At 46.3% G+C, this 24,863-nt stretch carries 28 protein-coding genes and 1 riboswitch; of the genes, 2 read left to right on the plus strand and 26 right to left on the minus strand.

The features are described 5' to 3' along the window. The first annotated feature begins 63 nt into the window (after positions 1-63). Entirely contained in the window at positions 64-252 is a 189-nt protein-coding gene (locus AC6CIF_RS04715) for a hypothetical protein (RefSeq protein WP_498198270.1), read from the plus strand. A 24-nt stretch (positions 253-276) separates the two neighbouring features. Here AC6CIF_RS04715 and AC6CIF_RS04720 read toward each other — a convergent pair whose 3' ends face one another. The 17 genes from AC6CIF_RS04720 to AC6CIF_RS04800 all read right to left on the minus strand — a co-directional run bounded on the left by AC6CIF_RS04720 (position 277) and on the right by AC6CIF_RS04800 (position 16,890). After that, entirely contained in the window at positions 277-1,044 is a 768-nt protein-coding gene (locus AC6CIF_RS04720; protein WP_498198272.1) for a peptidoglycan recognition protein family protein, read from the minus strand. After that, positions 1,041-1,466 carry a phage holin family protein gene (locus tag AC6CIF_RS04725; protein WP_169482043.1) on the minus strand — a complete coding sequence of 142 codons (426 nt, stop codon included), beginning with the start codon at positions 1,464-1,466 and terminating at the stop codon, positions 1,041-1,043. Before AC6CIF_RS04725 ends, AC6CIF_RS04720 begins: the two co-directional genes overlap by 4 nt. A 161-nt stretch (positions 1,467-1,627) precedes the next feature. Further along, positions 1,628-2,110, minus strand: a complete 483-nt coding sequence (gene ytfJ, locus AC6CIF_RS04730) for a GerW family sporulation protein (RefSeq protein WP_036607830.1) — start codon at positions 2,108-2,110, stop codon at positions 1,628-1,630. A 147-nt stretch (positions 2,111-2,257) separates the two neighbouring features. Continuing rightward, a complete protein-coding gene (locus tag AC6CIF_RS04735; RefSeq protein WP_498198273.1) occupies positions 2,258-2,989 on the minus strand; it encodes a DUF2953 domain-containing protein in 732 nt (243 codons plus the stop codon). 379 nt (positions 2,990-3,368) lie between these two features. Then, a complete protein-coding gene (gene scpB, locus AC6CIF_RS04740) occupies positions 3,369-4,025 on the minus strand; it encodes an SMC-Scp complex subunit ScpB (RefSeq protein ID WP_498198274.1) in 657 nt (218 codons plus the stop codon). Next, a complete protein-coding gene (locus AC6CIF_RS04745; protein ID WP_036672308.1) occupies positions 3,994-4,794 on the minus strand; it encodes a segregation and condensation protein A in 801 nt (266 codons plus the stop codon). Before AC6CIF_RS04745 ends, scpB begins: the two co-directional genes overlap by 32 nt. A gap of 104 nt (positions 4,795-4,898) precedes the next feature. Continuing rightward, positions 4,899-5,366 (minus strand): 6,7-dimethyl-8-ribityllumazine synthase, encoded by a 468-nt coding sequence (gene ribH / locus AC6CIF_RS04750; protein ID WP_076215868.1) that lies wholly within the window; start codon positions 5,364-5,366, stop codon positions 4,899-4,901. A gap of 102 nt (positions 5,367-5,468) precedes the next feature. After that, positions 5,469-6,701, minus strand: coding sequence for a bifunctional 3,4-dihydroxy-2-butanone-4-phosphate synthase/GTP cyclohydrolase II (locus AC6CIF_RS04755; RefSeq protein WP_076215865.1), 1,233 nt, complete (start codon positions 6,699-6,701; stop codon positions 5,469-5,471). A gap of 32 nt (positions 6,702-6,733) precedes the next feature. Beyond that, positions 6,734-7,402, minus strand: a complete 669-nt coding sequence (gene ribE / locus AC6CIF_RS04760) for a riboflavin synthase (protein WP_150364570.1) — start codon at positions 7,400-7,402, stop codon at positions 6,734-6,736. 61 nt (positions 7,403-7,463) lie between these two features. Then, positions 7,464-8,567 (minus strand): bifunctional diaminohydroxyphosphoribosylaminopyrimidine deaminase/5-amino-6-(5-phosphoribosylamino)uracil reductase RibD, encoded by a 1,104-nt coding sequence (ribD, locus tag AC6CIF_RS04765; protein WP_036607842.1) that lies wholly within the window; start codon positions 8,565-8,567, stop codon positions 7,464-7,466. A gap of 323 nt (positions 8,568-8,890) precedes the next feature. After that, a riboswitch (FMN riboswitch) is annotated at positions 8,891-9,059 on the minus strand. A gap of 169 nt (positions 9,060-9,228) precedes the next feature. After that, positions 9,229-10,536, minus strand: coding sequence for a hypothetical protein (locus AC6CIF_RS04770; protein WP_498198709.1), 1,308 nt, complete (start codon positions 10,534-10,536; stop codon positions 9,229-9,231). A gap of 111 nt (positions 10,537-10,647) precedes the next feature. Continuing rightward, on the minus strand, positions 10,648-11,079 hold the full coding sequence (locus AC6CIF_RS04775) for a peptidylprolyl isomerase (protein WP_017687646.1): 432 nt from the start codon (positions 11,077-11,079) through the stop codon (positions 10,648-10,650). 207 nt (positions 11,080-11,286) lie between these two features. Further along, positions 11,287-12,618: a diaminopimelate decarboxylase gene (gene lysA, locus AC6CIF_RS04780; protein WP_017687645.1), complete on the minus strand. Its 1,332-nt coding sequence runs from the start codon at positions 12,616-12,618 to the stop codon at positions 11,287-11,289. A gap of 103 nt (positions 12,619-12,721) precedes the next feature. Beyond that, a complete protein-coding gene (locus AC6CIF_RS04785; protein ID WP_498198279.1) occupies positions 12,722-14,389 on the minus strand; it encodes a spore germination protein in 1,668 nt (555 codons plus the stop codon). Positions 14,390-14,413: 24 nt separating this feature from the next. Continuing rightward, positions 14,414-14,842, minus strand: coding sequence for a stage V sporulation protein AB (locus AC6CIF_RS04790; protein ID WP_076215852.1), 429 nt, complete (start codon positions 14,840-14,842; stop codon positions 14,414-14,416). Further along, positions 14,823-15,479 carry a stage V sporulation protein AA gene (locus AC6CIF_RS04795; RefSeq protein WP_076215849.1) on the minus strand — a complete coding sequence of 219 codons (657 nt, stop codon included), beginning with the start codon at positions 15,477-15,479 and terminating at the stop codon, positions 14,823-14,825. The genes AC6CIF_RS04790 and AC6CIF_RS04795 overlap by 20 nt, the downstream gene beginning before the upstream one ends. Positions 15,480-15,978: 499 nt before the next feature. Then, a complete protein-coding gene (locus AC6CIF_RS04800; RefSeq protein ID WP_498198281.1) occupies positions 15,979-16,890 on the minus strand; it encodes a helix-turn-helix transcriptional regulator in 912 nt (303 codons plus the stop codon). 108 nt (positions 16,891-16,998) lie between these two features. Between AC6CIF_RS04800 and AC6CIF_RS04805 the strand changes: the two genes are divergently transcribed. Further along, positions 16,999-17,928 carry a DMT family transporter gene (locus AC6CIF_RS04805; protein ID WP_498198282.1) on the plus strand — a complete coding sequence of 310 codons (930 nt, stop codon included), beginning with the start codon at positions 16,999-17,001 and terminating at the stop codon, positions 17,926-17,928. An 88-nt stretch (positions 17,929-18,016) separates the two neighbouring features. On the opposite strand, the gene sigF is transcribed toward AC6CIF_RS04805, so the two are convergent. From sigF to spoIIM, 9 genes are all read right to left on the minus strand, one after another. Next, positions 18,017-18,772 carry an RNA polymerase sporulation sigma factor SigF gene (gene sigF, locus AC6CIF_RS04810; RefSeq protein WP_036607856.1) on the minus strand — a complete coding sequence of 252 codons (756 nt, stop codon included), beginning with the start codon at positions 18,770-18,772 and terminating at the stop codon, positions 18,017-18,019. A 14-nt stretch (positions 18,773-18,786) separates the two neighbouring features. Continuing rightward, positions 18,787-19,242, minus strand: coding sequence for an anti-sigma F factor (spoIIAB, locus tag AC6CIF_RS04815; protein ID WP_036672324.1), 456 nt, complete (start codon positions 19,240-19,242; stop codon positions 18,787-18,789). Further along, a complete protein-coding gene (spoIIAA, locus tag AC6CIF_RS04820) occupies positions 19,239-19,592 on the minus strand; it encodes an anti-sigma F factor antagonist (protein ID WP_017687636.1) in 354 nt (117 codons plus the stop codon). Before spoIIAA ends, spoIIAB begins: the two co-directional genes overlap by 4 nt. A 144-nt stretch (positions 19,593-19,736) precedes the next feature. Further along, the gene (locus AC6CIF_RS04825) at positions 19,737-20,912 is read right to left on the minus strand and encodes a D-alanyl-D-alanine carboxypeptidase family protein (protein ID WP_498198285.1); all 1,176 of its coding nucleotides are present in this window, start codon (positions 20,910-20,912) and stop codon (positions 19,737-19,739) included. Between the two features lie 250 nt (positions 20,913-21,162). Then, positions 21,163-21,987 (minus strand): purine-nucleoside phosphorylase, encoded by an 825-nt coding sequence (locus tag AC6CIF_RS04830; protein WP_036607861.1) that lies wholly within the window; start codon positions 21,985-21,987, stop codon positions 21,163-21,165. 129 nt (positions 21,988-22,116) lie between these two features. Continuing rightward, entirely contained in the window at positions 22,117-23,007 is an 891-nt protein-coding gene (locus tag AC6CIF_RS04835; protein ID WP_105599514.1) for a tyrosine recombinase, read from the minus strand. A 75-nt stretch (positions 23,008-23,082) separates the two neighbouring features. Then, the gene (locus AC6CIF_RS04840) at positions 23,083-23,325 is read right to left on the minus strand and encodes a DUF4227 family protein (protein ID WP_076215836.1); all 243 of its coding nucleotides are present in this window, start codon (positions 23,323-23,325) and stop codon (positions 23,083-23,085) included. Between the two features lie 158 nt (positions 23,326-23,483). Beyond that, positions 23,484-23,951, minus strand: a complete 468-nt coding sequence (gene fur, locus AC6CIF_RS04845; protein WP_036607866.1) for a ferric iron uptake transcriptional regulator — start codon at positions 23,949-23,951, stop codon at positions 23,484-23,486. Between the two features lie 107 nt (positions 23,952-24,058). Beyond that, positions 24,059-24,688, minus strand: coding sequence for a stage II sporulation protein M (spoIIM, locus tag AC6CIF_RS04850; RefSeq protein WP_498198288.1), 630 nt, complete (start codon positions 24,686-24,688; stop codon positions 24,059-24,061). Positions 24,689-24,863: the final 175 nt, after the last annotated feature.

Genomic DNA, 24,863 nt, shown 5'->3' on the forward strand with positions numbered 1-24,863 from the left:
AGGGACCATGGACATCTCCATCGCCCCTGTTGACTCTGACTTAATAAACGAAAGGATGTTTGTATGAGCTCACCCACACCAACACATGTGATCGAAACAAATCAACTCGCTGTTATTGGAGTCGTCGATGAATTCTCGATTCAGACCCAATATGAACTTGAGTATCCTGATCATATCGTGATTATACAACATTTTTATTTTTTGAAAGATCCGGCACACTTTAGCTCCTGGTTAACCAGCAGACAGGCATAACCCCTATCTGAGATGTACTTTGGGTCAGGACTTTTTACGTCTGCGCTCATCAATTAAAACCTTCAGTAACAGCAACTCTCCATAGGTTAACTTCTTCTTGCGTACCTTCTCTACCCATGCCCAATCTTCAATCACCTTGTCGTTGTAGGCATCGCCAATGTACTGATCAAGTTCATTCCAGGCCCATTGTGCATAATCCAGAACCGTATTCATATCATCATCCTCCGTTACTGCTATTTGTTGCAGTGGGTTTAATTTTATATGTACTGCTTGCTTAAATCTTTCATATTCACCTGGTTGTTTAATCCATGGCAGTGGGCATTCCTTCCATCCAACAACTTCTTTATGTGTGAAGAAGACGGGTGGAAAGCCCCGTTCCCTGATTAGGTATACCGCGAGGTCTACAACGTTATTAAATGTATCTTCATGGATACTGCCATCCTTTTCAATGCACATCTCAATGCCCACTGTACTATTGTTCGGATATGTCCCAAGCTTGGCTAGCGCTTCCTTCGTGTATGTTGCACTCCCGCAGTGGTAGGCCAGTTCATCATCCGGTAGACTGTTATATATCGAAGTTCGATCTACCGAGAAGTGTGCGCTTGCATAACGACCTTTCACTGCTTTATTGGAATCCTGCTGTGCCAGACTTGCAAAGTATTTGCTAATGTTCTTCGCGGGCGCTCCGGGAGAAGCCGTATAATGCATCACAATTCCACGTTTCGCTTTTAATTTCAGTCCGGCTCGGCTGTATTTATTCACAGGTATGTAATCCTTAGTGATCTGTATCATGACATCTTCTCCTTATCTTCAACTTGATCTTCATTCCCTCGAAGCTTAAAGAGTGCTGAAGTGATAAACTTCGGTACAGGCAGGCCCAGTTTACCCAGGTTCTCCAATATACTGATTCCTTCGGTACCAATGATGAACATTAACATTGCATCTCGCATAAAATCATTGGAATTGCCTGCAACCATATCCAGTTGATGTGCAATAATGACAAAAACAAATGTCAATGACTTACGAGCAAGCCCCCACCATCCAACCCTGCTGGATAACTCCTTCCTATACCATGCAGACAGCACCCCTGTGATGTAATCCAGCCCCACAAAGATGGTTACCGCAATAAAAAGGTGATCAATTCCTCCTACCAAATACACGACTGCCGATAGCAGCCAGCCAAACAAAACCATAAAAACGGTGTCTCTGTGCATTAACGTTCCCCCTTCAATAACCTATTTCATGTCTAGGTTAGGCGGATCACAGACATAAGTCTCATGCAATACACAAACCTCCGAAAAAACACTCACCCTTCGCTATACAAACAGCAAAAATCCCTCACGCTTGGATGCGGGAGGGATCATGACAAAATGATTCAGCTATACGTTGATGGATCTGGTGTAACCGGTACACCTGTTGTATTCGTTGGTGTTGTATTACGTTGGAACATGCCTTGAATTCGGTCCAGAACATAAGGGGTAGAGTCAATGAGTTTCTCAAACAGATGTGTGGAGTTATCGAGTGGTACAATGTGTACCCCTTGTTTACCTACCACCAGGAACGCAATAGGACGTATCGATACACCGCCGCCACTACCGCCACCAAACGGAGAAGCAACTTTAGCTGAACTCGCATGTTCAGCAGAGGTACCCGTAGCACCACTTTTGCCACTACTTTCTCCATTAACGTGAAAATCACTACCACCGGCAGCAAATCCGAATCCCACCTTACTGATTGGCAGAATCACGGTACCATCTGGTGTCTCAACTGCATCACCAACAATTGTATTGACATCCACCATGGCCTTGATATTCTCCATTGCGGTTTCCATTAAGCCTTGAATTGGATGATCTGACATTTAAATTCCCTCCAGTTTCAATGTAAGCTAGGTTTGATCTAACCATATCATCCCCCAACTTGAAGGGACTTATGTAAATAAGCATTTTAAGAACACTCACCGAACCCCAACCTCATATTTCCAAAACAGATCGGTTATAATGGGTTTTTACAGCTTTGTCCCACTAAGTTTCTTCTTTTGCTTCTCCTTATGCCTGCGGCGCTGTTCCTGAAGAAGTTTGAACCACATCCGCCATCCGCCTTCGACTTTAAGCACACGGGTGAGTAGTGTAACTCCAGCGAACAGAACGGCTGTAATCCGAATTTTCGCTCTGAAATCGAGCTCCGTTCTAAATTCCATTTCATCGGACCATACCGGCATAACCTGAAGCACGGGTGTTTCATCAAAGCGGATCTGATAGGTGAGAAAACCAATAATAATGGACTTGATACTCCACACCCAGCCCGTCAGCACCGCTGTATATGCTGCATCACCAACGCCGATGTGGGTAGCCCAGGACAGTTGGGTCATATGTACGCGTGTGAGTGTTTGCTTCAGCCACAGCTTGAGCGCGTCCGTTGCCCTAAGCATGATTTTCACATCTTTAGCCCACTTCTTGACTTTGCGTTTGTTGACCCGCTCACTTCCCTGGGCCTCGCCTCTCGAATGATTCATGGATTGTTCGGTTTTGACCAAGAAACCTTCCTTCATATTGCGAAAAACGATACTCGGGATCTCATAGTTAATCCGCACAATCCCATAGAGAAGACGAACATTAATATTGGCGTAATCATCACTTTTATGTTTACTGAATGTAAAATGTACATGAACATTTGAGATGAGGACTGCGGCAATCAGCAATGCGAACAACAAACCGATTCCTCCAAGCCAAATCCACACAGGCCTTACCTCCAAGCCCTCAATTCTTTTTCTCGTCTAGTATGGCACTTTGAATAGGAAAAAATTCACGCCTGACCTAAAAATCCCATTTCATATTTGTTTGGAACCGGTCCGTAACCTTTTATTTACACAAATTGGACTAAAGATTAGTTACACTGGTCACTCCGATGACAGAATAACCTTCCGATCGCTGTTATCCCCAGATTTTTTTGATTCCCTTCTCTAAAGGGTAAATCAGGGGATAAAGGCGAACACTCCGTTTCTTCAGATTATTTCTGTCCTCTCCGTTATGTGTAAAATCTTTAGTTCAATTTATCTAAAAATAATGCGCAAAAAAACCGACTCCACTGATGGGTGTCGGTTAGTATGAGCTTGCAAATTAGAGTGAAGAATCCGTACTATCATCTTCGCTGTCGATATGACTTAGATCATCCGCCAGATCAGCACTTTCCGGTTCCAGTTGTTGCAAATCCAGTTTGTTGAATAACAGTTGTGTCTCTTCCTCCAGGTTCTCCGAATCTTCGAACAAACCTGGTTCCGGTAGGTCTTTAATTGAAGCCAATCCGAAATAATCCAGGAATGACTTGGTCGTTCCGTACAGAATTGGTCGTCCGATCGCCTCGGCTCGTCCCACTTCAATAATCAAATCCTTATTCACAAGCGTATGAATGGCCCGCTCCGATTTTACACCGCGAATTTCCTCTATCTCTACCCGTGTAATGGGCTGCCGGTACGCCACAATAGCCAGCGTCTCCAGAGCCGCTTGGGATAAGGACGTTCGTGCCGGAGAGTACGCCAGTTTCTCAAAATATACAGCATGCTCAGGCAAGGTGCCCAACTGAACTACACCCGCGATCTTGAGAATCTGTACACCTCGTCCCTGCTGTGAAAATTCATGAATCATCTCCTCAATCGCGTCCGTTACAAGCTCCACTCGCTGGTCGACGATCTCGGCGATTTGTTTGATACTCAGACCTTCTTCTCCGGACAAAAACAGCAGGCCTTCAATAATCGATTTCAATTTCGGAAAATCCATGATTCTTTGTTTCCCCTCTCCACTCCATAACGATATCCTCAAACATCCGTTCCTGATAACAGACAATCTGCTTCATCTTCATCAGTTCCAGCACCGCCAGAAAAGTGACAACAATCTCATGGCGATAGATATGCTCATCCATCAACTTGGAGAATAACAGTCTGCCTCCCGGCCCCATACTTTCCAAAGCGCCGATGACATCCCGTATCCGGTCCTTAACCGAAATCTCATCCCGTTTGATTCGGGTTACGGTTGTACGCTTCTCAGCCTTGCGTAGCGCCTTCTGGAATGCTGCAATCAGGTCAGAGGTGTGTAAACCCTCAACCGGGTTCGATTGGGCTTCTACGGGCATATAGGGGCGCAGATCCTCGGGCTCTTTGGAAAATATAAGGCTGCGTTCCCACTCCCGTTCATGAAGATGACGCGCAATTCCCTTGTACTTGCGATATTCTATCAGACGTGCAATCAGCTCTGCACGTGGATCATAATCTTCTTCTTCCATATAATCATAATCCTCGAAATCCTCAATGACCGGTGGTTTGGGCAGTAAAAGTTTGCTCTTGATCGACAGCAATGTTGCTGCCATGACCAGAAATTCACTCGTAATATCCAGTTCCAGTTCCTGCATCGAATGCAGGTACGCCATGTATTGATCGGTAATATCGCTGATGGGAATATCCTGGATATGAATTTCAGCCTTATCAATCAAATGAAGCAGCAGATCCAAAGGCCCTTCAAAAGTCTCCAGTTTGTATGTAACTACCGTCACTAGACGAATCCTCCCGCCAGAAAAATACAAAACCCTGCTAAGCCGTCCGAATCCGGTTTCCCGTGTTCGTCTGCGCAAAGCAGGGCACTACTATTAAATAAGCACTATTTTAGCTGTTTCGTCAAGTTTGCCATCTCAATTGCCGCCGTAGCCGCATCCCAACCTTTGTTACCCGCCTTGGTTCCGGCACGTTCAATCGCTTGTTCAATATTTTCTGTTGTAACCAGTCCAAAGATTGTAGGCACGCCAGTTTTCAGGTTAATTGCCGCTACCCCTTTAGCCATCTCGTTGCACACATAATCGTAATGCGTAGTGGACCCACGAATGACAGTTCCCAAGGTAATTACTGCATCATACTTGCCGCTCTCCGCCATTTTCTGCGCTATTAAAGGGATTTCGAACGCACCTGGAACCCAGGCTACATCCACTTCCTCATCCTTCACGCCGTGACGTTTGAATGCATCGAGCGCTGCACTAAGCAATTTGCTCGTGATGAATTCGTTGAAACGTCCAACAACAACTCCATATCTTAATCCTTCTGATACTAAATGTCCTTCAAAAAATTGTGCCATTTATGTCATCTCCCTAACGGTATAATGTAATGTAAGTAACGGAAATCCCTAATTAATCTCTTCCATAAATTACATGGTGAACGTTATTCATCTAAAATATATTTACTCTTCGTTCTGCTCGATATCATCAAACTTGAGCATATGTCCCAGCTTAGCTTGCTTGGTATGAAGATACACCGTATTGTCCTCGTTCTCCTCCATCTGGATCGCGACACGCTCTACAACTTCAAGTCCATATCCTTCAAGGCCTTTAATTTTACGAGGGTTGTTAGTTAACAGTCTGATCTGACGAACTCCAAGGTCTTTCAGAATTTGAGCGCCAATTCCGTAATCACGCAAGTCGGCAGCAAAACCCAAACTTAGATTTGCATCAACAGTATCCATACCTTCCTCTTGCAGCTTATAGGCTTTGAGCTTGTTGATCAGGCCAATACCCCGACCTTCCTGTCTCATATATAACAGTACGCCATTGCCTTCCTCGTGAATCTGTTTGAGTGCAGCATCAAACTGCGGACCACAGTCACAACGATGCGAATGGAATACATCACCTGTCAAACATTCAGAGTGCACACGTACAAGCACAGGTTTCGAACCATCAATTTCTCCTTTGACCAAAGCCACATGTTCCTTATTGTCCACAGCATTTGTATAAGCCACCGCTTGAAACTCACCAAAGTCCGTTGGCATGCGTACAGCCACTTCACGTTGAACCAGCTGCTCTTTTTCGTTACGATAACGAATCATGTCCTGAATACTGATCAGCTTCAGATCATGTTTACGGGCAATCTCCTGCAGATCCGGAAGTCTGGCCATCGTGCCATCTTCCTTAATCACTTCACAGATAACGCCAGCAGGGTAGGAACCACACATGATAGCGAGATCTACTGCAGCTTCCGTATGTCCGGCACGCCGAAGTACACCGCCGTCTTTTGCAATCAACGGGAACATGTGACCAGGCTTACGGAAGTCCCCGGCTTTCGCCTCAGGATCGATCAGACCTTTCACGGTAATAGAGCGTTCATGTGCCGAGATACCTGTTGTCGTATCTTTGTGATCCACAGAGACGGTGAAGGCTGTTCCATGGAAATCCGTATTTTGTTGAACCATCGGTTTCAGGTTAAGTTCGTCCGCACGTTGTTGTGTAATCGGAACACAGACCAGACCTCTACCTTCAGTAATCATGAAATTAATGACTTCAGGTGTGGCCTTTTCGGCCAAAGCGATAAAATCGCCTTCATTCTCCCGATCTTCATCATCCACAACAATGACGGGTTTACCCCGCATGAGATCATATATGGCTTCTTCTATTGTGTCCAGAATGGATTGTTCTGACATTGCTCCACCTCCAGTTAATTTCTGTTCTCTATTTATGCAAATCCGTGATTGGCGAGAAAATCTTCACTGATACTGCGCGGCTTGCCAGCACCCGTCTCCCGATGTCCTCTCCCATACTGGAGCAGATGATCCACATATTTGCCCAAAATATCGCATTCGATATTAATGGTATCCCCTGTCTTTTTCACATTTAGTACAGTTTCACCAATGGTATGCGGGATAATGGAAACCGTGAATGCCGTATCCGACGTATGGACAACGGTCAAACTAATGCCATCCAGTGTAACCGATCCTTTGGGGATCAGATATTTGAACAACTGGTGATCATCAGGCTTGATCTCAAACACAATTGCATTCTGATCACGTGTTATACTGCCAATCACTCCAGTACCATCTACATGACCCTGTACGATATGTCCGCCAAAACGACCGCCTGATTGCATGGCCCGCTCCAGATTAACTTTACTGCCAGATTGCAGCTGACTGAGATTGGTATGGCGATAGGTTTCAGGCATTACATCGGCGGTAAAACCTCCACCTTCGAGTGTTGTCGCAGTTAAGCACACGCCGTTCACTGCTACACTATCACCAATCTTCAGATCGTCCATGATGGCGGAAGCTCCGATATTCAGGACCATCGCTTCGCCTTTCCGACCAATACGCCGGATCTGACCGACTTCTTCCACCAAACCGGTAAACATGCTGCCGCCTCCCTTTTTCAAGTTATAAAGAACCTAACTGGCTTCTTTTAAATTCATTTATTTATTCAGGCCACACCGGAATACCACCAATGCTGATATTATCTCCAACTTGTTCGATCTCCAATTGATTCAATTGAATCGCCTGATTCATACGTTCCACACCTTCGAAGCGGAAGCTTCCAGGTGTATCATAACCGCCTACAATCTTCGGAGCGATAAACATCAGCAGTCGATCGACCAACCTTGCCTCCAGCATGGCTCCATTCAAGGTACCTCCACCTTCAAGCAAAATTGAACCAATGTCACGCTCACCCAACTTGCTAAGTCCGTTTAACAGATCCACACGTGGTCCAGGACCACAGCGTATAATTTCGACGCCGTAGGCTTCCAAACGTTCAGCAGCTTCAGGACTGGCTTCGTCTGTTGTCAGCACCCATGTCGGAGCAAGACCATCCTTAACCATTTTGGCACCTACGGGAAGACGTAACTTGGAATCCACCACAATGCGCACCGGACTAATGCCTTCGACTTGCAACCGGGTTGTAAGTTCCGGATTATCGGCAATCACTGTGTCCACGCCAACCATGATTCCCTGGTGACGATGACGAAGGGCATGCACAATCTCACGAGCAGGCTCGTTGGAGATCCACTTGCTGTCTCCGCTGCGAGTAGCAATTTTCCCATCCAAAGTTGTAGCTGTCTTCAACGTCACAAAAGGTAGACCCGTTGTAATAAATTTAATGAATTTTTCATTCATGCGTCTTCCACGCTCACGCAGTACGCCAACTTCAACTTCAATACCTTGTTGACGAAGCATGCTTATGCCTCTGCCGGATACTTGCGGATTTGGATCTTCACAACATACCACAACACGTTTCACCTTTTCATGAATCAGGCGTTCACTACAAGGTGGCGTCTTGCCATAATGACTACAAGGCTCAAGTGTAACGTATACCGTACTTCCTTCTGCATCACTGCCTGCCATGTTAAGTGCATGCACCTCTGCATGACCGGTTCCACGTTTCAGATGGCTCCCCAGGCCTACAATACGACCTTCTTTCACAACTACACATCCAACGACCGGATTGATCCCCGTCTGTCCCTGTGCTCGTTCCGCCATATCCAATGCCAGTGCCATATAAAATTCATCATTGATCATTTCCAAATCCGTTCACCCCGCGGTTTAAAGTCTTGTTTATTAAAAAATCCCCGTCGAACAATCAGTTCGATGGGGATGATGAGAGACAAATGTCAACAGCAGGAGTGAAATGGATACAGCACGCCAACACTTTGCCCAAAACTTCATTTCGGGCAAGTGAAAATAGACACATACCTTAATGAACATCAATTACAGGTAAAGAGCTTTTATAGTGCGGCATATGTATGGAACTGTCCGGCGTAACCGGATCTTCCCTGCACAGTGCAAGACATCACAAATCGTGACTGTGCAGCAATACTCCTGCTGAATGCAAACCTGTTAGGTCTGCACCTCTCCTTCTCCCATCCAGACTATACTGTCGGTTCTGGAATTACACCAGATCAGCCATCTGCCAATGGCAGACAGGTCACGGACTTTGCATCAAGTGCTGGACACATAGGTCCTTACACTTACTGCATCACCGCCGGTAGGGAATTGCACCCTGCCCTGAAGGATTGCTTTCGTTATTACTTGGATGTTAGCACTTTAATGCCAAAAAATCAATTGTTTTTTGTTCCTTTTTGTCACATACTAACTTTTAATAAGCTAAGAAACAACAAAAAACCGCTTCCTCTCAAGGAGGTACGGTTTTTGCTTGGAGGCACATTTTCACATCCATCGTATCATTTTACATATCAGGAAAACACCAGCTCGCCATATGCTTTAATTCTTTGGCATTATGGAATGGAGTGCGGTCAGGTTCTTGCAGGGGCGAAGTCGGAAGCGGGAACTCTCTTGCCACCCTTCTGACCCAACTTGTGGAATCAATCGCAATAGCCGAGCATTTCCAGCGTCCATTCGCTCTTGGTCGAAACGTCCCATGCAAATCTGCTTTTCCCGGCATGTCAGGAAAGACACCATCCAAATATTCAACGATGACGCGCTTGTCTCTGACTTCATGACAATATACTGTCACCCATACACCTTCCCGGACCCGAACAGCATACACATCGCCAGACTGTACCTCCCCGGTACCTGCATCAGGAGATGCCTTTGGCACTTTTCCACGAACACTTCTCTTCTTCTCCAATGCCCCTAAGATTGTGTCCTTTACAGCTGGACTCTCATCAGGCTTATTCGCAAGAGATATATTATTCAGATCAAACTCATGAAATATCTTGTTCAGGTTGTTCTCATTAATTCCGACAGATGAATCCCACCACGCCAGAGGGGCCTGCACTTCAACCCGCACATTGGGGCGTGCGTCACGTTGCATGTAAGAGGTGAATTCCGTAATCATTCCAGGATGCTCCGGCGTATCCAGTATGCCAATCAGAGCTAACGTCTCAAGCAAATCACGGTAGGCATATTCCTTCTGTGTAGGCAAAAGACGTTCCTTCTTGAGCGCTACTGCTGCCTTGCTGTAACGTGTTTTGGGAGGTAATTCGCGCAGCACCGTTAACACCGCACGGAATGTCCAGCGGTCGTACTCATTGGGTATTGGAAGCTCCTGCGCGGCAGCCAGCTCTCGAAGTGCCAACACATATCCATAAGGATCACCGTCCAACGGGGTTCCATTGGTCATCCGCCAATACCATTGCAGCGTTGTGTCGGTTGCTTGATCTACACTTAATCCGCAGATCTTACAAGTGTTCGAAGATGGATATGGCGTATGTTCATGACTTGGCATACTGCTCGCAATAAGCTTGCCCGTAAGCAACGAGCGCCAGATCATGGGTGCTGACCACAAAGAGGATACAAAGGCCTGTGCTGCATCATTGATCGTCCATTGATTCGCAACTTTTTTCAGCTCAGTAATCGTTTCATCATGTTGCGGACGTACAAATCGATTCGGTTTATGCCCGGCTGCTTCAAGCGCTTCTCGATCCTTTACCGATAGACTATCCGGAACGACATGGCGCGATGCCTGCAGTTCTTCATCCCACAACGTGCGCTCACTATAAATTTGTTTTAACAAGCTTAGCTGAGTAACCATATCCAAGGTTTTATTCATCCTTTCTAATCATCGATTTGAAGTATGTAAAAATAAAAAAAGTGCTTCTATAAAAGAAGCACTTCATGTTTGGATCCAGTTAAGGTGAAGGTATTAAGCTTCTACAACTTCAACAGTTTCCATTTTGTCTTTACCTTCTAAAGCGTCCACGAACTCCATACCTTTAGTTACTTTACCAAATACCGTATGTTGTCCATCCAAATGTGGTTGCGGTTGATAGCAGATGTAGAACTGGCTTCCACCTGTGTTACGGCCAGCATGTGCCATAGCAAGTGTTCCGCGCTCATGTTTGTTTGGGTTAATTTCACAGTTGATTGTGTAACCTGGGCCACCTGCACCGGAACCGTTAGGGCATCCGCCTTGAGCTACAAAGCCCGGGATAACGCGGTGGAATGTAAGACCATTGTAGAAACCGGAATTAGCCAGTTTCTCAAAGTTTGCTACTGTGTTTGGAGCTTCTTGATCGAACAGATCGATCAGAACTTCTCCGCCGTTTGCCAATTTAATTTTCGCTTGTTTCGCCATATGTAAATGACTCCTTTCGTATTGACCATCGTTAATGGTACCAAAACGCATGACCCTGGGCCAAGCATTACAGCACTTTTCTTAGTGTACACCGAAAATGTCTGGATCGCAAAAAAAACGGCAACTTTTTTCATGAATTAGCTTAAATACGCAAAAAGCAGACGAAAAAGGAAGGTCCCTTTTCATCTGCTTCAACTTTTAAACGAATCAGCGAGTTACTGGCTGTTTGCCAATGCGCGCTGGTACCAGGTCATTCTGGATGATATCCTGATACGTCTCACGGCGTACCACGACATCTCCTTGACCGTCTTTGACAAATACAACGGCCGGACGACGAATCCGGTTGTAGTTGCTTGCCATGGAGTAGTTATACGCGCCTGTGCAAGCTACAGCGAGCAGGTCGCCACTTTCCACTTTTGGCAGGTCCAGATCCCAGATCAACATATCGCCACTCTCGCAGCATTTACCCGCAACGGATACCGTTTCCTGAGCAGCCTCATTTGCACGGTTGGCAAGCACAGCTTCATACTTGGATTCATACAAAGCAGGACGTGGGTTATCGGTCATACCACCATCCACGGCAACGTATTTACGCACGCCTGGAATGTCTTTGCTTGTTCCAACGGTATACAGCGTTGTTCCCGCTTCACCCACGATGCTGCGGCCTGGCTCAACCCAGATCTCAGGTACGGCATAGCCGATTTGAGCAAAATGATTTTTAACAGCGTCTGTAATAGCCTTCACATATTGCGCAACTTCAAGCGGCGTATCTCCATCGATATAACGGATTCCGAATCCACCACCCAGGTTAACCACTTTGAAAGCAACATTAAGACGCTCATATACACTTGCTGCAAATTCAGCAACACGTTGAACAGCCATCTGGAAGCCTTCAACTTCGAAGATCTGGGAACCGATGTGGGAATGCACACCGAGCAATACCAGGTTAGACTGCTTGGAAGCCAAGTCAATCGCTTCAAATGCTGTACCATTGCCGATATCGAATCCAAATTTCGAATCCGTTTGACCTGTGGAAATATATTCATGCGTATGTGCCTCAACACCAGGCGTCACACGAAGCAAAATGTTTACTTTACGATTTTTGTCCGCTGCTACAGCCTGCAACAGATGCAATTCATTGAAGTTATCAACAACAAAACATCCAATCTCCGCATCAAGAGCCATTTCGATCTCTTCCAGCGTTTTGTTGTTACCGTGGAAGTGAATGCGCTCAGCCGGGAATCCTGCTTGCAGTGCAGTAAACAGTTCACCATCAGATACAACATCCAGGGAAAGTCCTTCTTCTGCTGCAAGGGCACACATCGCCATTACACAGAAAGCTTTACTTGCGTAAGCAACCTGGAAGCCCAGTCCGGAAGCACGGAATGCTTCCATGTACTCTCTGCAACGCTCGCGAACCAATTGCTCGTCCACAACGTACAGGGGAGTTCCAAATTGTTCTTTCAGATCTGTTGCATCAACTCCGCCAATCTCCAGATGTCCTTGCGCATTTATTTTACTTGTACCATGTAAATACATAATCTGCATTCCTCACTTTTTATATACTGGAACAATTGATATTCCAATGATTTTACACCAGTATATCAAATTAGGCAGCGAGATGAATGGATTTTTCGGAAGATCATTTGTGTTTTTTACTTTTTCGCAGTTCCCCGTCCGGATCATCGGACATTTTGGTGTTGTCACGGGTTTTATTAAATGATGGACGTTTTTTATTTTCCAGCAACGGAAGCCGGAATAAAAAATTGCCCAGGGCCTTTGCATTAAACGGTATAAAAGGCCAGAGATACGAAGAATTGTACGACCGGTGAACGGTAAGTGCCAGTATGAGCAATGTACTGCCCACGACCAATCCCGGAACCTTGAATATCGCAACAGCAATTAACAGAACCAACCTGACTAGCCTGTTGGCAAGTCCAAGCTCGTAACTCGGTGTGGCAAACATTCCGATGGCTGCGATAGCCATATACAGTACAACCTCATTGACAAAATATCCTGTTTTCACGGCGATATCCCCGACTAAAATGGCCGCGATTAAGCCCATCGCCGATGCCAGAGGTGTAGGCGTATGAACCGCCGCCATCCGTAATAAATCGACGCCAAGTTCAATCAGGAGAAATTGCAGAATAATCGGCAGCTTTACATTTTCCTGCGGACCAATGAAGTCAAGTCCCATCGGTTTAATCGAAGGATCAATTACCATGAGAAGCCATAACGGTAGCAAAAACAGCGAGATGAGAATCCCTGCAAAACGCACCCATCGTAAATACGTTCCCATCAATGCCGTCTGTCTGTTTTCCTCCGCATGCTCACACAGGTCGAAGAAGGTCGTAGGCAAAATCATCACACTCGGGGAAGTGTCTACAAAAATGACAACTCGTCCTTCCAGTAAATGGGAAGCTGTAACATCTGGTCGCTCGGAATATCGAACGAGCGGGAACGGATTCCATCCCTTGTTGATAATCGCCTCCTCCAGCTGCTTGTCTGCGGCAGGAATACCGTCGATATCTACTCGCTGAATTTTTTCCCGGACCGAATCCACCTGCACTTTATCCACAATATCGTCAATGTACACCACACAGACATCGGTTTGTGTTCTCCGCCCCACCTGCATGATCTCAAACTTCAGTCCAGGGTCGCGTATTCTGCGACGCACTAAGGTCACGTTGGTCAAGAGCGTTTCGGTAAAACCGTCTCTGGAACCTCGGACTACCCTTTCCAATGAAGGTTCTTCGGGTGAACGTACCGGATAACTCCGGGTATCCATAATTAAGACCGAGCGGTCCCCTTCAACGAACATTGCGCTCATCCCGGTAAGAACCTTGTTGATGACCGCACTCATCTTCTCGACTTTTTCCACCTGAATATGGGGAATGTAACATTCAAAATAGGATTTGAGAGCATGTCCAGATACTTGATCAGGCGTGAGATAGGTCAGTCTTTTCAATACTTCAAGCAAAATCTCATCCTTGGCGAAGCCTGTGATCATCAGCAATCCAACGTGCTTGCCCCCCAGGATCATTTCCCTCATATTAACGTCGAACGATTCTCCAAGCCCCAGTACCTGTTGCAGCGTATATTTGTTCTCACTCATGCGTGGGGAGATATCATCGTTTTCCTGCCAATATTGTACGGATTCCTCAATGCTGTCGGACATCTCATTTTGTTTTTTCTTATTGTACGCTTTCTCCTCTTCTTCCTTCTGAATCTCATAAGCAGACTTGTGTAACATCTCTTCTGTTATACCTTCACTATTTTCCTGGCCTGTGTGCTCCGTTCGTTCATCCATCTTCCATCCTCCTATGGCCACGAGTTACCGCTGATATATAAAAAAATCAAACAGGGAACCTGTCATTTTGCCCAAAATCATGGCGAGCAGTAATCCAAACAAATAAGGTTTCATGCCCAATCGTTTGGCTAGTACGGGCAGTACATTGAGTACCTCAGTGAGCGCCGCGGCCAGCAGTCCGATGAACACGCCACAGAACATACCAACAATCGGGCTGAGCAGCAGCACCCCATGCATTTTCCAGTGCCAGAAGTCTGCTACCGTCCCAAGCAGTGAACCACCTATTAGCGCCCCTTCGTACCAGTGAGTCTTGTCATACGATTGCGTAAGTTGAGCCAACCTTGGGATCATATCGAGCACCAGAATGAGCGCAATTACGCCGCTCCCTACGGCAATTCCCCCTGCAATACCCAATACAATGCTGATTGCTCCATTAAGAACGCTCATCCGCATTCATCTCCCTGCGTTCCTGCTCGTGCATCCGTTCGCTCTCTTCAATCACCACATATTTATCTACATTTTGCTGGTATAGGAACATCTCCACTTCTAGCGGGGTAGGTTCCTCATTCCACTTTTTCTTGAACAAATGATTAAAAAATACGGCCATTCCGAATCCAATGCCAATGGAATATGCCACTTGGAACAGATAGGGATGTTCGTCCCGATGCCCAGTAAGCATCTCCACAATTCGAATCTGTACTTCCTGCATGTTCACATCGGCATGAAAATTCATGATGGTTAAGGCTGATCCAAAGAACAGCAGCAGCCAAACCAGAATGAACAGGGACTTGGAAGGTTGACCATTTCCCGCAATGACTTCAACCAACGTATGACCTGATCCCATCAGTTCCACAGTTACCTCCGGCAAGATGTGCCGAATTCGGGGAATAATCTGCAATATATCAATGAGGATCAGATTGCCATCCTCCGGTCCAGGGCGCAGCAGTTCAAGCTCCAGTAGCCTGCCCTCCTGGTCTTCAGAAGAGGTCAGTACATGTGCAATGTCTCCAAGCTTGACTGCTCTGCCCCTCTGGATGCGAATACGGCTGCGCAGACGAATATAGACCATTGGAGTGGGTGTCTGGGACATCCATAGCACTCCTTTACTGCGTAATTTAGGTTAGTATTTGAAGAATGTGCAAATTTATTACAAACGGGTTGGAAAAAAGGTGGAAGGGTGAGTTGGCGCTGCGGGATGGATCGGTCATTGGTCGCTGTTATCCCCGGATTTCTTGAACTCTCCTTTTCAAGGAGGAAATCCGGTGCTAAAGGCGAACGCTTCGCTCCTTTTGACCGATTCCATCCCTCCGCTACCTACGTCCTCCCGTTTCCAAACGATTGAAATAAATATGCTGGGGAGTAGGCAGGAAGGGAATTGAAAGATGAGTTTTTTAGGGTTATTTTGCTCAAAATTCAATGACTTTGAAGTTGTCTTCTGGGACCGTCTTAGACTATAGTTGTGTAGAAATTTGGAGATCAGCCTTTTATACACTCTCCTTTTGAGCGATTTGAGGCTTAACTGAGTGGGAAGCATTATTTTACATATCAAAATTTTTGATATTGGTAGATAGTCACGGATCATGTAACAATTACTCAACAATTATGTTCTTTTCTCTTTTGTTCAATTCAGCTCTAAATCGTAATGGGGTTGAATTCATTGTTTTGCGGAATTGGTTAATGTAATAACTCGTGCTGTTAAAACCGACCTCATAGGCAATTTCGGTGATGCTACGCTTGGAGAGTTGCAATAGTTCAATGCTTCTTTGGATGCGGTACTCTATCACATATTGCATGGGTGTGGTTTTCAGGATTTGCTTGAAATAACGGCACGTCTCCGACCGACTTAACTGTCCAGCCTTTGCAATATCTTCAAGCTTAATTGGATCGGCATAATTGAGATTAATCCATTGCAACATATCTTTCATTCGGTTGTTTCTGCTCATCTCTGATGGATCATGTTCAAGAGAATATCCGTTCATAATCAGCAGTTTCCACATATTAAGCACCGCCGAAGCAATATTCACTTCGTAAAAAGGAACTTGGTGCACTAGCTCCTTTCTAATCCGTGCAACAGCATCCAAGATCTGTTCTCCCCAAGCGTTAGCTCTTTCGATATACAAAAAAGGCAAATTAGTTGCTGTTACATATGGATGTGCGTACTTTATATACAAATCCGAAGGCATGATAACATGTGGGGACAAATTCAGACATAAATAAATGCAGTTCTCGCTCACCCCGTGATCTTCGGCCATATGCATTATTCCACTGTTGATAAAAACCCCGTCACCTTTGGACAAAATCATCTTTTGATCGTTGATATGGAACAACGCCGTACCCTGAAGAACGGCAACAAACTGCAATTCATCATGCCAGTGGAGAGGAATATGTCCGTGAACATTTTGAACAATGGTTGTCTCATAACAGGCTATAGATAAGGTATCGGTACGGTGTTGCGTCATTTCTTTCAAATGTTGATCAATGATAAATTCGATCTTCTGCATGGCCCTCATCTCAATATAGTTATATTTTTAAGTGTAATATTGATATAAATGTACCGCATTTCTCCTTAATATAACACTATTCTTATATTTAAGGTGAGGCGAACAAGAATGACAACTTCTGCAAAATCCAAAATTTCAGGCATCGTACTCGTTCTGACGGGAGCCATCTGCTGGGGCATTGGGGGTACGGTATCTCAAAAACTGTTTCAACTGGATGGAATTGAGGTCAATTGGTATGTCACTGTAAGATTGTTGATTGCTGGGTTACTATTACTGGTTATTCAATCGTTTACTAATGGGCGATTTCAGATTTTTGATGTGTGGAGAAATAAAAAAACGGCTGGACAGTTGATCATTTTCGGATTGGTGGGCATGCTTGCCGTCCAGTATACGTACATGGCATCCATTAAACACGGCAATTCAGCGGTGGCTACACTCCTGCAGTACCTGTCCCCTGTCATGATCATGATTTACATCGCACTCCGGAAGCAGTCTGTCCTCACACGCAATGACCTTGCATGCGCCGTTCTGGCTCTCGGTGGGTGTTTTCTCCTGCTGACGAATGGCTCACTTACGCGGTTATCTGTCTCCTCGCTCGCAGTGATATGGGGGCTGTTATCCGGGGTTTCAGCTGCATTTTATACGCTGTATGCCGTGCAACTGATTAAAAAGTTCGATTCACTTGTTGTGGTCGGCTGGGCAATGATCATCGGTGGTCTGGGAATGAGTTTTATTCACCCGCCCTGGAAAATGAATTTTGCTAACATCACGCTCGAAACCTACGGATATTTGATATTTACGATCCTTTTTGGAACCATGATTGCTTTTTGGTTTTATATTGCGAGTCTCAAAAGTCTTACACCCAAGGAAACTAGCCTGCTCGGGAGCGCGGAGCCCCTTGCTGCTGTTGGAACAACCGTCATATGGCTCCATGAACCCTTTGGCTTCTATCAATGGATTGGTATGGCATGTATTCTTGGCATGATGCTGGTCATGCAGTCCAATCGTTCGAGATCTCGCCGTATTAACAACAAATAACCTCCCTCGCCATAATGCGCGATAGAAGGTTGTTAGTTGTCGTATATTGGTGTATAAACGCCAATACTGTTGTTTGCACTCCACAAGATCACTGCGCGATCTGGTCGCGGATGGATTGCAGTATTTTTTTCTCCAGACGTGATACCTGAACCTGAGATATTCCCAGCCTGCTGGCAACCTCGGACTGCGTCTGATCCCGGTAATACCGAAGATACACGATTAACCGCTCCCGCTCGCTGAGACCACCGATGGCTTCGTTCAGAGCCAGCTTGTCAAACCAACGTTCCTGAGACTCGTCGGCAATCTGATCCATTAACGTAATGGGATCACCGTCATTCTCAAATACCGTCTCATGGATGGAGGTCGGTGGTTTGTTTGCTTCCTGGGCAAATACAACTTCCTCCGGGGTTACCCCCAGCTCTGCGGCAACTTCCTTAATCGTTGGTAAACGATCCAGATGTTTGGACAGTTCGTCCCTTTTTTTGCGGACTTTATTCGCCATCTCTTTCAGTGAACGACTGACCTTCAGGGTACCGTCATCCCGCAGGAATCGCTGGATTTCTCCGATGATCATCGGTACCGCGTAGGTTGAGAACTTCACGTCATAACTGAGATCGAATTTGTCTACTGACTTGAGCAGACCGATACAACCAATCTGGAACAGATCTTCCGGATCATATCCCCTGTTCATAAAACGCTGTACGACGGACCAGACGAGTCTGATGTTGCAGTTCACCAGCGTATCCCGTGAAACATGGTCACCCGACTGACTGAGCGCAATCAGCCGTTTGACCTCGGCATCGTCCAAATAGGTCTGTGAAGATGGTTTCACTTCAGCATCCATAAGAACACCAACCCCTAATTATACAATGCTTTCTTGGATTCAATCCTTTTTTTCATCTTGATGGAGGTGCCTCTGCCGGGCTCACTGCTGACTTCGAATTCATCCATAAAGTTTTCCATAATGGTGAAGCCCATGCCCGACCGCTCAAGTTCGGGTTTGGACGTATATAGCGGCTGCTTGGCCAGTTCAAGATCTTCGATTCCTTCACCGCGGTCTTCCACGATGATTGTAATCATGTCTTCCCGAATCTCGGCCTGGATGGACACAACACCCTCGGAGTTATTGTTGTATCCGTGGATGATGCTGTTGGTCACGGCTTCCGAAATGACCGTCTTCAGGTCACTGAGCTCGTCCATCGTTGGATCAAGCTGGGAGATAAACGCAGCAACGGTAACCCGTGCAAACGACTCATTCTCTGACTTGGCCGCGAATTGCAGATTCATGAAATTTGTCCCTGTTCCTTCATTCATGAGACGACCTCCAGACCTGAGAGAGCAGTTCCCTCATTTTCGTATATCGGCATAATCTTGAACAGACCCGACATTTCCAACAAACGGTACACTGGCGAATTGACGTCACAGACCACCATTTTGCCACCTTTATTCTTAATGAGCTTGTATCTTCCCAAAATGACACCCAGACCCGAACTGTCCATAAATTGCAGATCTTTCAGGCTGAGTACGAGATGCTCGCTTTGTCTCCGCTGGATGGCTTCATCCATTTGCATCCGTACCATGTCAGCTGTATGGTGATCCAGCTCCCCGGATAATCGTACAATCAGAATCCCGCGATGGTGTTCCATTTCCACATGCAAGTTCACGTTTGCTCACTCTCCTCCCTGTCTTAGAACAAGGATTTCTACGCTTCCGAAGGCTTTTCCTGCCCCCCGACAAAACTAGAAGAAAACCCCTATTTAACTACAAAATATGTTCGAAGGATACGTGCAACTCGCAGAAATCGCCGTTTAGTCAAACAGGTTAGACGTTGTACGTTTGAACAGCTTCCACCAGCCCGCCTTATTCACATCCTGCGGAGCCTGAATGTCGAACTCCTTAATGACGTCGTTGCCCTGGTAAACAACCAGTTTACCTATACTTTGCCCAGCCTTGATCGGAGCTTTCAATTCTTTGGCAACCAGCAATTCATGCCGGATGTCATTGGATTTAGCTCCTTTGCGCATCAGCACACTATAATTTTGCGTGGCATTCAGAGGCAACTCGGCAACTTCGCCTTTTTCGATCTTCAGACTGCCCAGCAGATCCCCTGCCTTGTAGAGAGCCTTCATCGTATATTGACTAAACGCATAGTCAAACATCGAAGACACCTCACTGTTCCGTGTTTTGGTATTTGGTTCACCGAGTACCACGGAAACGACACGCAGTCCATCCTTGGACGCTGTTGCGGACAAGCAGAATTTCGCTTCGGATGTGTAACCTGTTTTCAAACCATCTGCCCCTTGATAAAAACGAACCAACTTGTTTGTGTTCACCAGCCAGAATGGCTTTTCCGTATCTTTGCGAAGGTAATCCTGATATGCACCGGTGTACTTCGTAATCCCGGAATGCTTCAACAGCTCACGGCTCATGACGGCAATGTCATGGGCGGAAGAATAATGATTATCAACCGGCAGACCGTTACAGTTGGCAAAATGAGTATCCTTCATGCCAAGCTCCTTCGCACGCTCATTCATCAGCTGCACAAAGGCTTCTTCCGAGCCAGCGATCTTCTCAGCAATCGCTACCGAGGCATCATTGCCCGAAGCCATCGCGATCCCTTTTAACATATCGTCGACCGTCATTTCTTCCCCAGGCTCCAGGAAGATCTGCGAACCGCCCATGGAAGCAGCATATTCGCTCGTTCTTACTTTGTCCGTCAGCTTCAGCTTGCCTGAGTCGATCGCTTCGATCGTAAGCAGCATGGTCATAATTTTTGTAATGCTCGCCGGAGGCAGCTGATCATGACTGTTTTTCTCATAAATGACCGTTCCCGTGTCTGCATCCATTAAGATCGCAGAGCGCGCCGACGGGGCCAGATCAGTTCCTCCCGCTGCCTTCGGTGTTTCTTCAGCTAATGCCGTTGATGCCAAAAGGGACAGCAGGATACAAAGGGTCATGAACGATGCCATTATTCTTTTCTTCACAAGGTTACCTCCTCAAATGACTTGCTTACTGCATGTTCCATGCATGTACTGCTAATCATTGTCGGCCCGTTTCCAGTAAATTATTCCATGTAAAGCATGATTTCCCGAACTTTTATTGAAAATGTGGTCAAAGCCAAAAAAACGCACTGCACTCAACGAATGAGTAAGCGTACGTTCAACACAACAAAAAAAGGTTACCCCCCCGATGATTTCTCATCCAAAGAGGTAACCTTCTCTACTCAAATCTTGCTTACATTTGTGGAATAACTGCCACTACCAGCGCCAGGAACGACTCACGCACACGTTCCGTCGTCTCCATAACCTCATCATGTGACAACGGCTGGTCCAGAATTCCGGCAGCCATGTTGCTGATACAGGAAATACCGAGTACTTCCAGGCCCGCGTGGCGTGCCACAATCACTTCAGATACAGTGGACATGCCCACTGCGTCTGCGCCCAGTGTACGCAGCATTCTGATCTCTGCCGGTGTCTCATAGTTCGGACCGAGCATACCTGCGTATACCCCTTCACGTACGTTAAAACCTTGTGATGCGGCCGTATCCTTCGCCAGCGCACGCAAACGGCGGCTATATGCTTCGGACAGATCAGGGAAACGCACGCCCAGTGCAGCGTCATTTGGTCCGATCAGTGGATTTTTGCCTGTGAGATTTAAGTGATCAGAGATCAGCATCAAGTCTCCAGCTTCATACGACGTATTCACACCGCCCGCAGCATTGGTTACAAGCAGGCTACTTACACCCAGTTCTTTCATAACCCGTACCGGGAAAGCTGTCAATTCCGGACCATACCCTTCGTACATGTGGAAACGGCCTTTCATCATCACGACTGGACGACCTTTAATGGTTCCGACCAATAGTTCACCTTCATGTCCTTCTACTGTGGACACTGGAAAATGCGGAATATCCTGATAAGCGATACTTACGCCATCTTCAATCAGTTCTGCCAGTACGCCAAGACCTGAACCCAAAATCAAACCGACTTCCGGCTTGATGGAGCTTTTGCTTTGAATATAAGATGCTGCTTCCGAAATCATTTGTTGGTTTAATGCTGTCATGCGATGTATGTTCCTCCTTGAGTTGAAACGATCCGTCTTATGTATAACGGCGTTTGGATGTATTCAATTTATTTTATCCTAAATCGGCCCAATGTTCCGCATTTATTTGTGAATGCCATGCGTCAAAATCTATCTTGCCCTCGGATGATGGGTTTCATAGATTTCTTTCATGGTTTTGCGACCATGATTGCCATATTGTTGTCCAGGCTGCTCCACGTGACCCAGCATGTCTTGAACCGCACGTGTATCGGCCCCATTGGCAATCAGGTGTGCTGCAAAGGAGTGACGCAGCGTATGCGGCGTAATTTCTTCCGAGATTCCTGCGTCCACCGCCGCTTTTTTGAGCAGCTTCCAGAAGCCCTGCCGGGTTAAACGCCTACCAGATACATTCACGAATAGTGCCTGCTCGTCCGAATCGGTTTTGAGCAACTTATTGCGGAATTCCTCCACATATACACTTGCCCAATGTGCTGCTGGTGCACCAATGGGAAGGATGCGTTCCTTGCCCGCCCCACCGCATCGTATAAAACGCATGCCTGGCTGTACATCCCTAATGTCAAGGGCAATCAGTTCCGAGACCCTAATGCCTGTAGCATATAATAGTTCAAGCATCGCTCGATCTCTCACACCCTGCGGTGAACGAATATCAGGCGCTGTCAGCAGTTGTTCGATCTCTTGGATACTTAACACCTGTGGTGGCGTCTTGTCCGCCTTGGGAGCTTCCACATCAAACGTAGGGTCCTGTATAATATCACCCCGCCGCATCAAAAAATGAAAGTAGGAGCGCAGAGATACGATGCTGCGGGCAATGGTTGCATTGGCACGTCCTGCCTGTTTGAGCTGACCTGCAAACAGGACGACATGTGTGCGTCTGACCTGATCGGCTTCGCGTATGCCATATTCCTTATCAGCAAATTCAATGAACTTGTCCACGTCTCGGAGATACGATTCAAGCGTGCTGCTCGACATCCCTTTATCATCTTCCAAGTATAAGGCATAGGCGTGTATCGTCTGTTTCATGTACAACGCTCCTCAACTGACAGATCTGCCGCTCTGGCAGACTGCTCCCGTATTTGCATCCCTGGCTGTTCGAAGCTACTCCCCGTACCAATAGAACAAACGGAGACGCTCTGCCATCGTAGGACGTCCTTCTCCATTACCCGGCCAATCCGTTTCCTGAAATACTTTGATTGCATTGCCAGTTGGCATCTGATACTGATCCACAGGTGAGATCCAGCCATTAAACAGATCCAGAACATGATAGAACAGATAAACTAATGCGGCAAAAACTATGATAAATCGAATAAAACGGAGCCCTCTCCGCACTGATATAATCATGGGCGTGTCCCCTCCTGATTCGAATCCGGTATTGTCCTTGAATCAGGATATGTCCATAAACACAGGTTTATGCCATTCGGGCGAAACTCCAGATCATGTCCGGTGCCAAAAAAGCTCTCCCGTCAAAACCGCCGGTGAGAGCTTGAAGATATGCTATGTTATTCTTCATCTTTGGGTTTCTGTTCATTTTTAGCTTTGCAACGATAACAAATTCCATGAAAGTCCAGTCGGTGATCTACTACCGAAAAGTTGAATTCCCGCTCCAAACGCTCTTCAAGCGGTCCAAGCCAGTCTTCACGTATTTCATCCATACTTCCGCATTGAACACAGATTAAGTGATGATGGTGATGCTTGGATGTATCTCCGCGCAGATCATAACGCGCTACACCGTCGCCGAAGTTGATTTTCTCTACAACATGCAGCTCACTCAGCAGTTCGAGGGTACGGTACACGGTTGCCAGACCGATTTCGGGAGCCTTTTCTTTAACGAGCATGAATACATCTTCTGCGCTCAGATGATCTTCTTCATTCTCAAGAAGTACTCTTAAGGTGGCTTCCCGCTGGGGCGTTAATTTATATCCTTGGGACTGTAGTTGCTGCTTAATTTTATCAATCCGAGCTTCCATTTTCTCCCTCCCCCTAGGAAATCACTGCACACTGCAACTTAACCCACTCTTTTCATTATAGGGGGAGTGCGTAATTAAAGTCAACATTTTACACTATACGGTACACGTTAGGCCGGTAGTAACATTGGCGTGACCCAACGCATCATCGCAGGTGTAACCCATGTTTCAAAAGACGCTACGCCGAGCAGCAGTGCAGCCATAACCAAAGTTAACACTATATATGAAGCAAAAGGCCTTTGTCGACCCGGTGTTCGCTGCATCAAAACACGATTGCGAATGATGTATAACGAGAACGTCATCGCCGCTACACTGCAGATCAGGAGGATCGGAATGACAAATAGATTATGCGGTGCCACGGACACCAGTGCAAACAGCAGCCCTTTCCAGGAATACTGTCCAACAAGGTACCCCACTGTGAATCCAATGAGCACACCTTTCAAAAAATCCAGAACCAGTATACCGGGTAATCCAACAACGGATAAACCCAGAATAAAGATCAGACCCACCCATTTCAGATGGAGCATGGCAATGTCCCAATATGCCCCGGTCTCAGTCACTTGTGCACTGTGCTGCACGGTCATGAAGAAATTGCCGAGATAACCCTCCAGATCCTGACGTTGCTCAAGAGATAATGCGTTCACCATGAGCGCGCCAAAAATGACGCCGACCAGAAACAAGACAGCCACGAATACATATAACGAAGTCTGACCTTTAAATGTTAAGTAGGAAGAGCGCATACAGGTACGAGTCCCCTTTCCGGTATCATGCTGCAAGGATTCTCAGTTACATCCTCATAGTCATTCTTATGAACCGGAATGCACCTGTATGACTTCTTGTCCAGATTGGCTCTACGTGAAGAGAAGCTTTATCAGTCGAACCTAGGAGTATTTACACGGGTCACTACGATGACAG

Source organism: Paenibacillus sp. GQ49 (genome assembly GCF_059759055.1).